Genomic DNA, 14012 nt, shown 5'->3' on the forward strand with positions numbered 1-14012 from the left:
GGACGGAGAGGAGCACAGAAGACGGGATTACTGCATCCGGGCCTGAGAAACCGCCAGACCGAGCTGCCAGACGGCCATCGCGTAATGGGTGCTGTGGTTATAGCGGGTAATGGTGTAGAAGTTCGGCAGACCGTACCAGTACTGGTAGCCTGTGCCGATATCCAGACGCAGCAGGCTCGCCTGCTGGTGGTTACCCAGCGGCTGAGTCGGGGTAAGTCCCGCCGCCGCCAGCTGCGAGACGCTGTATTTGGTTTTGAACCCATTGTTCAGCCCAGGCGCCTGGCCCAGCGCCTGTACCGCCACCAGATCGCCACTCACCCAGCCGTGCTGCTTGAAGTAGTTCGCTACGCTGCCGATCGCATCGACCGGATCCCACAGGTTGATATGCCCGTCGCCGTTAAAGTCCACCGCGTACTGCCTGTAAGAAGAGGGCATAAACTGACCGTAGCCCATCGCGCCGGCAAAGGAGCCTTTCAGATCGAGCGGGTCATCCTGTTCGCTGCGCGCCATCAGCAGGAACGTTTCCAGCTCGCTGGAGAAGTATTCTGCCCGGCGCGGATAGTTAAACGACAGCGTCGCCAGCGCATCAAGGATGCGGGTTTTCCCCATCACCCGGCCCCAGCGGGTCTCGACGCCAATAATCCCGACGATAATTTCCGGCGGCACGCCGTAAACCTGGTACGCGCGGTTGAGCGCATCCTGATACTGGTTCCAGAACGCCACGCCGTTCTGCACGTTATCCGGGGTAATAAACTGTTTTTTGTAGCGCAGCCAGGCGCCGTTTGGCCCTGACGGCGGCAGTCCGGTGGGCGCCTGACGGTCCATCAGACGCAGCACATAGTCCAGGCGTTTGGCCTGCGAGAGAATTTGATGCAGCTGCTGTCGGTCGAAGCCGTGCTTGCTCACCATTTTATCAATGAACTGTTCCGCCGCCGGGTTATTGGCGAAATCGCCGCTCATCTCCATCACGTTATGCTGCGGCTCGAGTAAAAAACCGCCCGTGCCGCCCGCCATTTCCTTTTCCGCAGGAGTTTGAGGTTTGCTGCTGCAGGCAGCGAGGAGAACGCACAGGGGGAGTAAAGCCAGGGAACGACGCTTCAACATGGGACATCCATTTAACAAATCGGCAAGGGGTAATTATGGTAAAGCATGCGCCCGCTCACAAGGAAGCGGCGGCAATGTAAATTCTTTTTTATCGCCCTTTTTCCTCTCGCCCCGCCGGATCCTTCGTTCACTTCAGCCACAATCTTTCAAAATAAAATATTTATCTTTCATTTTGCGATCAATATAACAATTTCAAACCTTTTAAAATGATTAAAATTAGCTGCCAGTTAGCAAGAAAAATAACACGCTGAAGGAGAGAACAATGATTGAAGTCGTTACCCACGGCGCCGAATGGTTTATCGGCCTGTTTCAGAAGGGAGGCGAGGTGTTCACCGGTATGGTCACCGGGATCCTGCCTTTGCTGATCAGTCTGCTGGTGATCATGAACGCGCTGATCAACTTTATTGGTCAGCAGCGGATCGAAAAGCTGGCGCAGCGCTGCGCCGGTAATCCGATCTCCCGCTACCTGCTGCTGCCCTGCATCGGCACCTTCGTTTTCTGTAACCCGATGACCCTGAGCCTTGGGCGCTTTATGCCCGAGAAATACAAACCGAGCTACTACGCGGCGGCCTCCTACAGCTGCCACTCAATGAACGGCCTGTTTCCGCACATCAACCCCGGCGAACTGTTCGTCTATCTGGGGATCGCCAACGGGCTAACCACCCTCGGTCTACCGTTAGGGCCGCTGGCGGTGAGCTATCTGCTGGTGGGCCTGGTGACGAACTTCTTCCGCGGCTGGGTGACCGACCTGACCACGTCGATTTTTGAGAAAAAAATGGCCATCCAGCTTGAGCAGAAAGTGCATCTGTCAGGAGCGACATCATGACCCGTATTCGCATTGAAAAAGGCGCCGGCGGCTGGGGCGGCCCGCTCGAACTGGACGCCGTTGCCGGTAAAAAGATTGTCTATATCACCGCGGGCACCCGCCCGGCGATCGTCGATAAAATTGCCCGCCTCACCGGCTGGCAGGCGGTCGATGGCTTCAAAGAGGGCGAACCGCCGGAAGCGGAAATCGGCGTGGCGATTATCGACTGCGGCGGCACCCTGCGCTGCGGTATCTACCCGAAGCGCCGCATCCCGACCATTAATATCCACGCGACCGGCAAATCGGGTCCGCTGGCGCAGTACATCGTCGAAGACATTTACGTTTCCGGCGTCAAAGAAGAGAACATTTTCGCGCTGGAAGAGGGTCCCTCCCCGGCCCCGCAGGCCGCGCCTGCCCAGCCGGCGGCCCGCGACTATGACACCAGCAAGAAAATAACCGAGCAGAGCGACGGCCTGCTGGCCAAAGTTGGTATGGGGATGGGCTCGGTCGTGGCGGTGCTGTTCCAGGCCGGGCGCGACACCATCGATACGGTGCTGAAAACCATTCTGCCGTTTATGGCCTTCGTCGCGGCGCTGATCGGCATCATCATGGCCTCCGGCATCGGCGACTGGATTGCCCACGGCCTGGCGCCGCTCGCCAGCCATCCGCTGGGCCTCGTCACCCTGGCGCTGATCTGCTCTTTCCCGCTGCTGTCGCCGTTTCTCGGCCCCGGCGCGGTCATCGCCCAGGTTATCGGCGTGCTGATTGGCGTGCAGATTGGCCTTGGCAATATTCCGCCGCATCTCGCCCTGCCCGCGCTGTTCGCCATTAACGCCCAGGCCGCCTGCGACTTTATCCCGGTTGGCCTGTCGCTGGCGGAAGCGCGCCAGGACACCGTGCGCGTCGGCGTACCGTCGGTACTGGTGAGCCGCTTCCTGACCGGCGCGCCAACGGTGCTGATCGCCTGGTTCGTTTCCGGATTTATTTACCAATAAGAGGTGCCTGAAGATGACCGTGATTTACCAGACCACCATTACGCATATCGGCGCCAGCGCGGCGATGGCGCTGGACGAGCAGATGCTGATCACCTTCCGCGAAGGCGCCCCGGCCGATATCGAAGAGTACTGCTTTATTCACAACCACGGCGAGCTCTCCGGCGCGCTGGTGCCGGGCGCTGAGCTGCAGCTCGGCGAGCTGCGCTACCCGGTCACCGCCGTCGGCGACGTCGCCGAGCAGAACCTGCGCGAGCTGGGCCATATCACGCTGCGCTTTGACGGCCACCGCGAAGCGGAATTCCCCGGAACCGTACACGTGGCGGGGCCAGTGCCGGAAGGCATCGCCGCCGGCTGCGTACTGAAATTTGTTGCTTAAGTTGTATGGAGAAAATTATGAATCAGGTTGCTGTTGTCATCGGTGGGGGACAAACCTTAGGGGAGTTTCTGTGTCGCGGGCTTGCCGCAGAAGGCTATCGCGTGGCGGTGGTCGATATTCAGAGCGATAAAGCGACCCGCGTCGCGCAGGCCATCAATGCAGAACATGGCGAAGGCACGGCGTGGGGCTTCGGCGCGGACGCCACCAGCGAAGCCAGCGTGGTCGCCCTCGCCCGCGGGGTAGACGAAATATTTTCCCGCGTCGACCTGCTGGTCTATAGCGCCGGGATCGCTAAAGCGGCGTTTATCAGCGACTTCGCGCTGGGGGATTTCGACCGTTCGCTGCAGGTGAATCTGGTGGGCTACTTCCTCTGCGCCCGCGAGTTTTCCCGCCTGATGATCCGCGACGGCATTAAAGGTCGCATCATCCAGATCAACTCTAAATCCGGCAAAGTGGGCAGCAAGCATAACTCCGGCTATAGCGCGGCGAAGTTTGGCGGCGTGGGGCTGACGCAGTCGCTGGCGCTGGACCTCGCGGAGTACGGGATTACCGTGCACTCCCTGATGCTCGGCAACCTGCTGAAGTCGCCGATGTTCCAGTCTCTGCTGCCGCAGTACGCCACCAAGCTGGGGATCCCGGAGGAGCAGGTCGAGCAGTATTACATCGACAAAGTCCCGCTGAAGCGCGGCTGCGATTACCAGGACGTACTTAACGTGCTGATGTTTTACGCCAGTCCGCAGGCTTCATACTGCACCGGGCAGTCTATCAACGTCACCGGCGGGCAGGTGATGTTTTAAATCAGAGGTCCCGGATTGCGCTGCGCTTATCCGAGCTACAAAACCGGCACCCCGCGCCGATCCGTAGCCCGGGTAAGGCGCAACGCGCCGCCTCCGGGGAAATATCGCACACACCTTAAGGAGACTTTTATGGTTACCGCACTTATCACCATCGCCGCCATCGCCTGGATAACCCAGCTCGCCTTTGGCGGCTGGCAAATCAGGCAGTTCAATCGCGCATTCGATCGGCTGTGCCAGCAGGGACGCGTCGGCGTCGGCCGCTCCTCGGGGCGGTTCAAGCCGCGCGCCGTCGTCGCCATCGCCGTCGACGAAAACGACCGCATTCGCGATACGCTGTTAATGAAAGGCCTCACCGTTTTCGCCAGGCCGCAAAAAATTCCCGCCCTCACCGGTAAGCATCTTAAGGAATTGCAGCCTGATGTGATCTTTCCCAATGATCCGCTCTGTCAGAATGCACTATCATTAGCGCTTAATCCGAAACATGGATAATTTCGTTGTGAACGTTAATATCTTGCGAAATTATCATTTCGAAACTTTAAACGCAGGATACAACGCCTATGAAACCACGTCAGCGCCAGGCAGCCATTCTCGAGCACCTGCAATCGCAGGGCAAATGCTCGGTCGAAGAGCTGGCGCAACACTTCGACACCACCGGCACCACCATCCGTAAGGATCTGGTGATCCTTGAGAATGCCGGTACCGTTATCCGCACTTACGGCGGCGTGGTGTTAAATAAAGACGAGGCCGATCCGCCCATCGACCACAAAACGCTGATCAACACCCATAAAAAAGAGCGGATTGCCGAAGCCGCGGTCAGCTTTATTCACGATGGCGACTCGATCATTCTTGACGCCGGCAGCACGGTGCTGCAAATGGTGCCGATGCTCAGCCGCTTCAATAACATTACCGTGATGACCAACAGCCTGCATATCGTCAACGCCCTCTCCGAACTGGATAACGAACAAACCATCCTGATGCCGGGCGGCACGTTCCGCAAAAAATCGGCCTCCTTTCACGGCCAGCTGGCGGAAAACGCCTTCGAACACTTCAGCTTCGATCGACTGTTTATGGGCACCGACGGCATTGATTTAATCGCCGGCGTCACCACCTTTAATGAGGTTTATACGGTCAGCAAAGCGATGTGCAATGCCGCCCGCGAAGTTATCCTGATGGCCGACTCGTCGAAGTTTGGCCGCAAAAGTCCCAATATCGTCTGCGGCCTGGAGAGCGTAGACAAACTGATTACCGATGCCGATATCAGCCCGGAATTTAAGCGGGCGCTGGAAGACAAAGGCATCGAAGTCATTATTACTGGAGAACATCATGAGTAACTTTCTGTTAGAAGCCGGACGCCAGACCCTGATGCTGGAGCTTCAGGAGGCGAGCCGCCTGCCTGAACGCCTGGGCGACGACTTCATCCACGCGGCGGAAACCATTATCCACTGCGAGGGCAAACTGGTCGTCTCCGGTATCGGTAAATCGGGTCATATTGGTAAAAAGCTGGCCGCCACCTTCGCCAGCACCGGCACCCCGGCATTTTTTGTTCACCCGGCGGAAGCGCTGCACGGCGACCTCGGCATGCTCGACAGACGCGACGTGATGCTGTTTATCTCTTACTCCGGCAGCGCTAAAGAGCTGGATCTTATCGTTCCGCGCCTGGAGGAAAAATCTATTCCGCTGCTGGCGATGACCGGTAAATCCACTTCACCGCTGGCGCTGGCGGCCAAAGCGGTGCTTGATATTGCCGTAGAGCGTGAAGCCTGCCCGATGCACCTCGCGCCCACCTCCAGCACCGTCAATACCCTGATGCTCGGCGACGCGCTGGCCATGGCGGTCATGCAGGCCCGCGGCTTTAACGAAGAAGATTTCGCCCGTTCGCACCCGGCCGGCGCGCTGGGCGCGCGGCTGCTGAACAAAGTTCACCATCTGATGCGCCGCGACGGCGACGTGCCGCGCGTCGCCAACGACACCAGCGTCATGGACGCGATGCTCGAACTCAGCCGCACCGGCCTGGGGCTGGTGGCGGTCTGCGATGAGCGCAATCACGTGCAGGGCGTCTTTACCGACGGCGACCTGCGCCGCTGGCTGGTGGGCGGCGGCAGCTTACAGGATATCGTCAGCCAGGCGATGACCCGCAACGGCGTCACTCTGCAAGCGGAAAGCCGCGCGATAGAAGCCAAAGAGCGCCTGATGAAGCATAAAATCAGCGCCGCTCCGGTGGTGGATGAAAGCGGCCAGCTGGTCGGCGCGATTAACCTGCAGAATTTTTATCAGGCCGGGATCCTTTAAGCCCCAGACGCTTCGCCAGCCGGTGCAGGTTGGCGACGTCGAGCCCCAGCGCGCGGGCGGCGGCGGCCCAGCTGCGGCCATTAGCCGCCAGCGCGCTGGCGATCGCTTCGCGCTGGAACGCCTCCGTCGCCTCGCGCAGGCTCACTGCTTCCGCCGCCGGCTGCGGGCTGACGGTCGGCAAGGCTGGCGCTTCCCCGGCCAGCTGAAAATGCTGCGGCTCCAGCACGATATCATTACCCGCCTGCGTCGCCCGCGCCAGCACCACCGCCCGATGAATCGCGTGCTCCAGTTCGCGTACGTTGCCCGGCCATGACCAGGCGAGCAGCCTGGCCCGCGTCGCTTCGCTTAAAATCACCTGCGCCAGCCCCATACGCAAACGGCACTGTTCGCAAAAATAGCCGGCCAGCAGCACTACATCACTTTCCCGCTCGCGCAGCGCCGGAACCGACAGCGGAAACACGCTCAGGCGATGATACAGGTCGGCGCGAAAGCGCCCCTCCACCACCTCCTGACGCAGGTCGCGGTTGGTGGCCGCCAGCACCCGCACATCAACCCGCAGGCTGCGATCGTCGCCGACGCGCTGAATATCGCCATACTGCAGCACCCGCAGCAGCTTGGCCTGGAGCGCCAGCGAAAGCTCGCCAATTTCATCGAGGAACAGCGTCCCGTTGTCCGCCATTTCAAATTTACCGCTGCGGTTGCTGATCGCCCCGGTAAACGCCCCTTTGACGTGGCCAAACAGCTCGCTCTCCGCCACGCTCTCCGGCAGGGCCGCGCAGTTGAGATAGACCAGCGGATTGGCCGCCCGCGGCGACCCCTGATGCACCGCTTTCGCCACCAGCTCTTTGCCGGTGCCGGTCTCGCCGCTAATCAGCACGTTTAAGTCAGAAGCCGCGACGATATCGATCTCTTTTTTCAGCTGCAGCATCGGCGCCGACAGGCCAATTATCTCCTGACGTTCGGCTGCCGGATACACGATAGCCTGCTCCGGCAGCACGTTTTGATTCTCCAGCCGGGCGATCAGCAGCGCGTTATTAAGCGCCCCGGCCACCAGGGCGGCAATCAGGCGCAGCTCCTCGTCGCTGAAGCTGTCAAAACGGTCCGCATCCATGCCGTCGAGGGTGAGCGCGCCGATCAGGGTTTGCCCGGCAAACAGCGGCAGGCCGACGCAGGCGTGCACCTTCAGGCTCTCCTGTCCGGGGATCAGGCCATCGTAAGGGTCCGGCAGGTCGCTATCCGCCGGGAAGCGCACCACGTCCCCCGCCCGGGCAATCGCCTCCAGCCGCGGGTGGCCTTCAAGGGCAAAGCGTCGGCCAAGCACGTCCTGGGCCAGGCCATCAATCGCCAGCGGCACAAACTGGTGCGCCTCGTAGCGCAGCAGCGCCGAAGCATCGCAGCCGAGTATCTGCCGCAGGGTGGTAATCAAACGCGAAAAACGGTCGGCATGGCCGAGATCGCTTTGTAAATCAATGGCGATTTTCGCCAGGGCCTCGACGGAGAAACTCATTGTCGCCTCATAGTCATTTTGACACCAAACGTAGTCATATCGACTATTTTAACCATTGTCAATTTGACATCAACAGATTTAATAAAAAACTTAAAACACTTTAAATTCAATTAATTAAAAAGTTGGCACGCAACTTGATATAAGCAAAACATCTTATTTGAACACTGCTGAATTAATTGAGGTTGCTATGTCTATTCTGGTTAAAAATAACATTCATTGGGTTGGCCAACGCGACTGGGAAGTGCGTGATTTCCACGGGACTGAATACAAAACGCTGCGCGGCAGCAGCTACAACAGCTATCTCATCCGGGAAGAAAAAAATGTGCTGATCGATACCGTCGATTATAAATTCAGCCGTGAATTCGTGCAGAACCTGCGCGGTGAAATCGACCTCGCCGATATTGATTACATCATTATCAACCATGCTGAGGAGGACCATGCCGGCGCGCTGACCGAGCTGATGACCCAGATCCCGGACACCCCGATTTACTGTACCGCCAACGCCATCGACTCCATCACCGGACACCATCATCACCCGGAGTGGAATTTTAAGGTGGTGAAAACCGGCGACAGCCTGGATATCGGCAACGGCAAGCAGCTGATTTTCGTCGAAACCCCGATGCTGCACTGGCCGGATAGCATGATGACCTATATGACCGGCGACGCGGTGCTGTTCAGCAACGACGCCTTCGGCCAGCACTACTGCGATGAACATCTGTTTAATGATGAAGTTGACCAGGTTGAGCTTTATGAGCAGTGCCAGCGCTACTATGCCAATATTCTGACCCCGTTCAGCCGCCTGGTGACGCCGAAAATTACCGAAATCCTCGGCTTTAACCTGCCGGTGGATATGATTGCGACCTCCCACGGCGTGGTCTGGCGCGATAACCCGACGCAGATCGTCGAAAAATATCTCGAGTGGGCGGCGGATTATCAGGAAGACCGCATCACGATTTTCTACGACACCATGTCCAACAACACCCGCATGATGGCCGACGCGATAGCCCAGGGCATTACCGACGTGGATCCGCGGGTGGCGGTGAAAATTTTCAATGTCGCCCGCAGCGATAAAAATGAAATCCTGACCAACGTGTTCCGCTCGAAGGGCGTGCTGGTCGGCACTTCAACCATGAATAACGTGATGATGCCGAAAATCGCCGGGCTGGTGGAGGAGATGACCGGCCTGCGTTTCCGTAACAAGCGCGCCAGCGCCTTCGGCTCCAACGGCTGGAGCGGCGGCGCGGTTGACCGCCTGTCCACGCGTTTACAGGATGCGGGCTTTGAAATGTCCCTGAGCCTGAAGGCCAAATGGCGCCCGGATCTCGACGCGCTGGAAGTGTGCCGCGAGCACGGCCGCGAAATCGCCCGCCAGTGGGCCCTCTCCCCGCTGCCGGCGAGCCAGGCCAAACACGCCGCGCCTGAGGCAACGCCCTGCGCAGCGCCAGCGGCAGCCGATCTCGGCCCGAAAATGCAGTGCAGCGTTTGCCAGTGGATTTACGACCCCGAACAGGGCGAACCGAACCAGGACGTCCAGCCGGGTACGCCGTGGAGCGAAGTCCCGGATAACTTCCTCTGCCCTGAGTGTTCACTGGGTAAAGATGTGTTTGACGTTCTGGCATCGGAGGCAAAATGAGTGATGGCATCGTCATCATCGGCTCGGGCTTCGCGGCCCGTCAGCTGGTGAAAAATATTCGCAAGCAGGACCCGAATATCCCGCTGACCCTGATCGCCGCCGACAGCATGGATGAGTACAACAAACCGGATCTCAGCCATGTGGTCAGCCGCGGGCAGAACGCCGACGACCTGACCCTGCAAACGGCGGGCGAGTTTGCCGAGCAGTACAATCTGCGCCTGTTTCCGCATACCTGGGTCAGCGATATCGACGCCGAGCAGCACCTGGTGAAGAGCCAGGACCGCGAGTGGCGCTATGACAAACTGGTGCTGGCCACCGGCGCGACGCCGTTTATCCCACCGGTGCCGGGCCGCGAGCTGATGCTGACCCTGAACAGCCAGCGGGAATACGGTGCGGCGCAAAGCCATCTGCGCGATGCAAAAAGGGTGTTGATCGTTGGCGGCGGGCTGATTGGCTGCGAGCTGGCGATGGATTTCTGCCGCGCCGGCAAAGCGGTGACGGTGGTGGATAACTCCGCCAGCGTACTGTCGGCTCTGATGCCGCCCGAGGCCAGCAGCCGACTGCAGCATCGTCTGACCGACATGGGCGTGCATCTGATGCTGAAGTCCCAGCTGGAAAGCCTGGCGCAGAGCGCCGACGGGATTCGCGTCACCCTTGACCGCCAGCGTACGGTGACGGTGGATGCGGTGGTGGCCGCCGCTGGTTTACGCCCGGAAACGGCGCTGGCGCGGCATGCGGGACTGCAGACGCACCGCGGCGTGGTGGTGAACAGCCAACTGCAAACCAGCCATCCGGCGATTTACGCCCTCGGCGATTGCGCGGAAATCAACGGCATGGTCCTGCCTTTTCTGCAGCCGATTCTGCTAAGCGCTATGTGCCTGAGTAAAAATCTGCTGGCCCAGCAGGGAGAACTGAAGCTGCCGCCGATGCTGGTGAAGGTCAAAACGCCGGATTTACCGCTGCACCTGGCGGGCGATACCCGGCGCGAGGATCTGACGTGGAATATCGTTGCCGCCAAAGACGGCCTGGTCGCGAAAGGCGTTGACGCCGAGAACCAGCTGCGCGCTTTTGTGGTCAGCGAGGATCGCATGAAAGATGCTTTTGCCCTGCTCAAGCAGCTGGTGAGTTAACCTCGATGAAATAATGTTATTCCCGGGTCGCGGCGTAAACGCCTTACCCGGGCTACCCAACTTGCGAGGCGCTCGGGTTTGGTAGCCCGGCTAAGCGCAGCGCGAGCCGGGGAAATGCCCAACCTACCGCGCCAGATTATCGTACCCGCGCCAGCGGTAGTTGAGCACCGACAGCACCCAGCAGGCCACGAACAGCCCGACCACCACAAAACCGGCGTCGCCGAGATGGTCGTTCAATGCGCCAACCCAGCGCCAGAGGCCGCCGCTCAGAGAGAACTTATCCATCAACAGCCCCAGCGCTTCCAGACCGCCGATAAACAGCGCCACCACCACCGAGGTGCCGGTAATGGTCATATTGTAATAGAGCTTGCGCTGCGGCTTGCTGAACGCCCAGCCGTAGGCGCCGACCATCAGCACGTTATCGAGCGTATCCACCAGCGCCATCCCGCTGGCGAACAGCGCCGGAAAAACCATAATCGACCAAATTGACACCCCGCTCGACGCGCTGGCGGCGGAGATCCCCAGCACGCCGATTTCCGTCGCCGTATCAAAGCCGAGGCCAAACAGAAAGCCCACCAGATACATCTGCCAGCTGCGGCTAATCAGGCGGAAGGTTTTACCGAACAACCAGCTCATCATGCCGCCGCCGGTCATGACCTCATCGCTCACCTTTTCGCCCTGCTTCCACGCCCGAAAGCTGCGCCAGACGCTGCGCAAAATAACCAGGTTGATAAAGGCCATCACCAGCAGGAACAGCGCCGACACGGCGGTGCCGATAACGCTGCCGGTCTCATGAAACCAGCTCATCTGCTGGCCAAACGCGGTGGCGGTCGCGGCAATCGCCGCCGAAGCCAGCACCACAATCGACGAATGCCCCAGCGAGAACCACGCGCCAACGGCAAAAGGCCGCTTCCCCTGCTGCATCATTTTGCGGGTCACGTTGTCGATCGCCGCGATATGGTCGGCATCCACCGCGTGGCGCAGACCATAACCCCAGGCCAGCAGGCTGGCGGCCATCAGCGCGCCGCTGCCGCCGAACGCCGTAAACGCCCAGCCCCAGGCCAGCAAATTGGCGGCAATCAATGCCAGCACCAGCGCCGCTGCGCGCGGCTGCTGACGCAAAATCGTCACTATCATATCGGTGTCCTTTAAGCCTGCAGGCGGGCCGCAGCGATAACCGCCTGGCCGAAGGCAATCGCGCCATCGCCTGCGGGCAGCTGCTGCGGAAAGAGCAGAGTAAAATCGGCCAGATAAAAGGTCAATCGCGCCGTCAGCAGGCGGTTGTGCAGTACCCCGCCGCCGAAGGCCAGCGTGTGAATATTCCGCGCGTTCGCGCAATCGCGCATCATGGCCGCCAGCCCGCGGGCCAGCACATCATGAAAGGCCCACGCTTTTTGCGCCGGGCTCGCCTGCCAGCTCAGCCACTGCTGCCAGAACGTCGCCAGATCCAGTTTTCCATCGCGCCACGGCAGCGTCGCCGGATGATCCACGCCTTCGCAGGTCGCCGCCAGCGCCTCCAGACGGCACGCCGCTTCCCCCTCATAGCTCAGGGTTAGCGGAGCGTAGCCCAGCGCGCAGGCGACGGCGTCAAACAGACGGCCGCACGACGATGCCTGCGGCGCATTAATACCGCGCTCGATTGCCCGCGCCAGCAGCGGCCAGCTTTGCTGGCGCAGCGCGGCGGTGTCGGCATAATTCTGCCACTCGGGGACGAAGGCCAGGCAGTGGGCGAGCAGATTGCGCCACGGCTGACGCGCCGCGAGGTCGCCGCCGGGCAGCGCCACCGCCGGCAGACCGCCGAGATGCTCGCACTCGCGATAGTTGACCCGCAGGCACTCGCCGCCCCACAGCTCGCCGTTTTCCCCCATCCCGATACCGTCGAGGATAAGGGCAATCACGTCGCCTCCCTCCCGCGGCCAGCGGTGCTCGGCCAGGCAGGCGGCCGCGTGGGCATGATGATGCAACACGCGGTCCACCGGCAGCATAAGCGACGCCGCCCACCGCGAAGCGCGGTAGCCGGGATGGGCGTCGGCAACCACCCGCTGCGGGGTAAAAGCGTAAATCTCCTGCATCAGACGCAGCGCCTGCCGCCACTGCGCCTCGACGCCCTCCTCATCGAGATCGCCAAAATGCTGGCTGAGCACCGCTTCATCGCCGCGCAGCAGGCAGAACGTATTTTTCATATCCGCGCCGAGAGCCAGCAGCGGCGGTACGTCGTGGAAACCCGGCGGCAGCGCCAGCGCGTCCGGCACGTAGCCGCGGGCACGGCGCAGCATCTCGCCGCTTTGCCGCACCACGGAATCATCCATCCGCTGCACAATCTCGCGATTATGCAGCAGAAATCCGTCGGCAATTCCGGCTAAATCCGCCAGCGCCTCGGCGTTGGTTAACGCCGGCGGGCGGCCGCTGAGGTTGCCGGAGGTCATCACTAATGGGCGCGCCAGCGCCTGCGAAAGTAAATGCTGCAGTGGATTAGACGGCAGCATCCCCCCTACTTCCGCAAGCCCTGGCGCAATCTGGTCGCACAGGCCGGCCACCTGCGTTTTCTCCAGCAGCACGATCGGCGCGGCGGGAGAGGTCAGCAGCGTCAGCGCCGGTTCATCGAGCCCCGCCGTTGTCGCCAGCATCACCGCCAGCGGTTTCGCCGGGCGATGCTTACGCGCCCGCAGCTTCGCCACGGCCTCGCGGTTTCCGGCGTCGCACAGCAGATGGAAACCGCCCAGCCCCTTCACCGCCACAATATCGCCCGCCAGCAGGCGAGCAATCGTCGCATCTAAGGCGGCCTCGCCAAATAAATGCTCCTGCGGGCCGCGCCACTCCAGCTGCGGCCCGCACTCGGCGCAGGCTACCGGCTGCGCGTGAAAGCGGCGATCGGCGGGATCGCCATATTCCGTCGCGCAGGCGGGGCAAAGAGGAAACGGCGACATAGAGGTCAGCGGGCGGTCGTAGGGCATAGCGCGAATAATGGTAAAGCGCGGCCCGCAGTGGGTGCAGTTGATAAACGGATAGCGGTAGCGGCGCTCCCGCGGGTTGTTCATCTCCGCCAGGCATGCCGGGCAGGTAGCGGCATCGGGCACAACCTGCGTGCGCATGCTTCCGGCCCCGCTTTGGCGGATGGTAAAGCCCGGCGGCGGCGCGGCCCAGACAAAAGGCGCCGCTGCCGCGCTGTCGATACGCGCCAGCGGCGGGCAGCGCCGGGTTAACGCGGCGAGAAATGGCGCATCATCGCCGACAAGGCGCACCAGCACGCCGTCGCCGTCGTTGCACACGTCGCCGCGCAGCTCCAGCTGCTGCGCCAGCTGCCAGACGAAGGGGCGGAATCCCACCCCCTGCACTTTACCGCGAATGCGGATTTGCACCCCGTTCATTGCGCGAC

13 protein-coding genes are annotated in these 14012 nt (G+C 60.8%); 9 read left to right on the top strand and 4 right to left on the bottom strand.

The genetic code is table 11. The annotated features are described in order from the left end of the window. Positions 1-27 precede the first annotated feature (27 nt). The gene (mltB, locus tag MKleb_RS21235; protein WP_009651581.1) at positions 28-1104 is read right to left on the bottom strand and encodes a lytic murein transglycosylase B; all 1077 of its coding nucleotides are present in this window, start codon (positions 1102-1104) and stop codon (positions 28-30) included. Positions 1105-1366: 262 nt separating this feature from the next. On the opposite strand from mltB, the gene srlA reads away from it, so the two are divergent. The 7 genes from srlA (at position 1367) to gutQ (ending at position 6366) form a co-directional block, all read left to right on the top strand. Continuing rightward, positions 1367-1930 (top strand): PTS glucitol/sorbitol transporter subunit IIC, encoded by a 564-nt coding sequence (srlA, locus tag MKleb_RS21240; protein ID WP_004104818.1) that lies wholly within the window; start codon positions 1367-1369, stop codon positions 1928-1930. Beyond that, the gene (locus MKleb_RS21245) at positions 1927-2904 is read left to right on the top strand and encodes a PTS glucitol/sorbitol transporter subunit IIB (protein WP_014226517.1); all 978 of its coding nucleotides are present in this window, start codon (positions 1927-1929) and stop codon (positions 2902-2904) included. Before srlA ends, MKleb_RS21245 begins: the two co-directional genes overlap by 4 nt. Positions 2905-2917: 13 nt before the next feature. Next, positions 2918-3280 (top strand): PTS glucitol/sorbitol transporter subunit IIA, encoded by a 363-nt coding sequence (gene srlB, locus MKleb_RS21250; protein WP_004132227.1) that lies wholly within the window; start codon positions 2918-2920, stop codon positions 3278-3280. A 17-nt stretch (positions 3281-3297) separates the two neighbouring features. Next, on the top strand, positions 3298-4077 hold the full coding sequence (gene srlD, locus MKleb_RS21255; protein WP_014226518.1) for a sorbitol-6-phosphate dehydrogenase: 780 nt from the start codon (positions 3298-3300) through the stop codon (positions 4075-4077). 129 nt (positions 4078-4206) lie between these two features. Continuing rightward, on the top strand, positions 4207-4566 hold the full coding sequence (gene gutM / locus MKleb_RS21260) for a transcriptional regulator GutM (RefSeq protein ID WP_014839303.1): 360 nt from the start codon (positions 4207-4209) through the stop codon (positions 4564-4566). 68 nt (positions 4567-4634) lie between these two features. Continuing rightward, positions 4635-5408, top strand: coding sequence for a glucitol operon DNA-binding transcriptional repressor SrlR (gene srlR, locus MKleb_RS21265; protein WP_004104826.1), 774 nt, complete (start codon positions 4635-4637; stop codon positions 5406-5408). Then, positions 5401-6366, top strand: a complete 966-nt coding sequence (gene gutQ / locus MKleb_RS21270; protein WP_025107286.1) for an arabinose-5-phosphate isomerase GutQ — start codon at positions 5401-5403, stop codon at positions 6364-6366. Before srlR ends, gutQ begins: the two co-directional genes overlap by 8 nt. On the opposite strand, the gene norR is transcribed toward gutQ, so the two are convergent. Continuing rightward, positions 6329-7873: a nitric oxide reductase transcriptional regulator NorR gene (gene norR / locus MKleb_RS21275; protein WP_025107285.1), complete on the bottom strand. Its 1545-nt coding sequence runs from the start codon at positions 7871-7873 to the stop codon at positions 6329-6331. The two genes, gutQ and norR, sit on opposite strands and share 38 nt — an antisense overlap. A gap of 187 nt (positions 7874-8060) precedes the next feature. On the opposite strand from norR, the gene norV reads away from it, so the two are divergent. Then, positions 8061-9506, top strand: a complete 1446-nt coding sequence (gene norV / locus MKleb_RS21280; protein WP_217076179.1) for an anaerobic nitric oxide reductase flavorubredoxin — start codon at positions 8061-8063, stop codon at positions 9504-9506. After that, positions 9503-10636: an NADH:flavorubredoxin reductase NorW gene (gene norW, locus MKleb_RS21285; RefSeq protein WP_025107283.1), complete on the top strand. Its 1134-nt coding sequence runs from the start codon at positions 9503-9505 to the stop codon at positions 10634-10636. Before norV ends, norW begins: the two co-directional genes overlap by 4 nt. A gap of 123 nt (positions 10637-10759) precedes the next feature. Here the strand turns inward: norW and MKleb_RS21290 are convergent, their stop codons facing one another. Both MKleb_RS21290 and hypF read right to left on the bottom strand, forming a co-directional pair. Next, positions 10760-11773, bottom strand: a complete 1014-nt coding sequence (locus MKleb_RS21290; RefSeq protein ID WP_025107282.1) for a HoxN/HupN/NixA family nickel/cobalt transporter — start codon at positions 11771-11773, stop codon at positions 10760-10762. An 11-nt stretch (positions 11774-11784) separates the two neighbouring features. Then, positions 11785-14004 (bottom strand): carbamoyltransferase HypF, encoded by a 2220-nt coding sequence (hypF, locus tag MKleb_RS21295; protein ID WP_025107281.1) that lies wholly within the window; start codon positions 14002-14004, stop codon positions 11785-11787. Positions 14005-14012: the final 8 nt, after the last annotated feature.

The sequence above is a fragment of the Klebsiella sp. PL-2018 genome, assembly GCF_019048985.1.
In the GTDB taxonomy this organism is placed as follows: domain Bacteria; phylum Pseudomonadota; class Gammaproteobacteria; order Enterobacterales; family Enterobacteriaceae; genus Klebsiella; species Klebsiella michiganensis.

Bases quoted from the DNA above. Each gene is read 5' to 3' on its own strand.
- mltB (WP_009651581.1), bottom strand. From the start codon at position 1,104: ATGTTGAAGCGTCGTTCCCTGGCTTTACTCCCCCTGTGCGTTCTCCTC.
- srlA (WP_004104818.1), top strand. From the start codon at position 1,367: ATGATTGAAGTCGTTACCCACGGCGCCGAATGGTTTATCGGCCTGTTT.
- MKleb_RS21245 (WP_014226517.1), top strand. From the start codon at position 1,927: ATGACCCGTATTCGCATTGAAAAAGGCGCCGGCGGCTGGGGCGGCCCG.
- srlB (WP_004132227.1), top strand. From the start codon at position 2,918: ATGACCGTGATTTACCAGACCACCATTACGCATATCGGCGCCAGCGCG.
- srlD (WP_014226518.1), top strand. From the start codon at position 3,298: ATGAATCAGGTTGCTGTTGTCATCGGTGGGGGACAAACCTTAGGGGAG.
- gutM (WP_014839303.1), top strand. From the start codon at position 4,207: ATGGTTACCGCACTTATCACCATCGCCGCCATCGCCTGGATAACCCAG.
- srlR (WP_004104826.1), top strand. From the start codon at position 4,635: ATGAAACCACGTCAGCGCCAGGCAGCCATTCTCGAGCACCTGCAATCG.
- gutQ (WP_025107286.1), top strand. From the start codon at position 5,401: ATGAGTAACTTTCTGTTAGAAGCCGGACGCCAGACCCTGATGCTGGAG.
- norR (WP_025107285.1), bottom strand. From the start codon at position 7,873: ATGAGTTTCTCCGTCGAGGCCCTGGCGAAAATCGCCATTGATTTACAA.
- norV (WP_217076179.1), top strand. From the start codon at position 8,061: ATGTCTATTCTGGTTAAAAATAACATTCATTGGGTTGGCCAACGCGAC.
- norW (WP_025107283.1), top strand. From the start codon at position 9,503: ATGAGTGATGGCATCGTCATCATCGGCTCGGGCTTCGCGGCCCGTCAG.
- MKleb_RS21290 (WP_025107282.1), bottom strand. From the start codon at position 11,773: ATGATAGTGACGATTTTGCGTCAGCAGCCGCGCGCAGCGGCGCTGGTG.
- hypF (WP_025107281.1), bottom strand. From the start codon at position 14,004: ATGAACGGGGTGCAAATCCGCATTCGCGGTAAAGTGCAGGGGGTGGGA.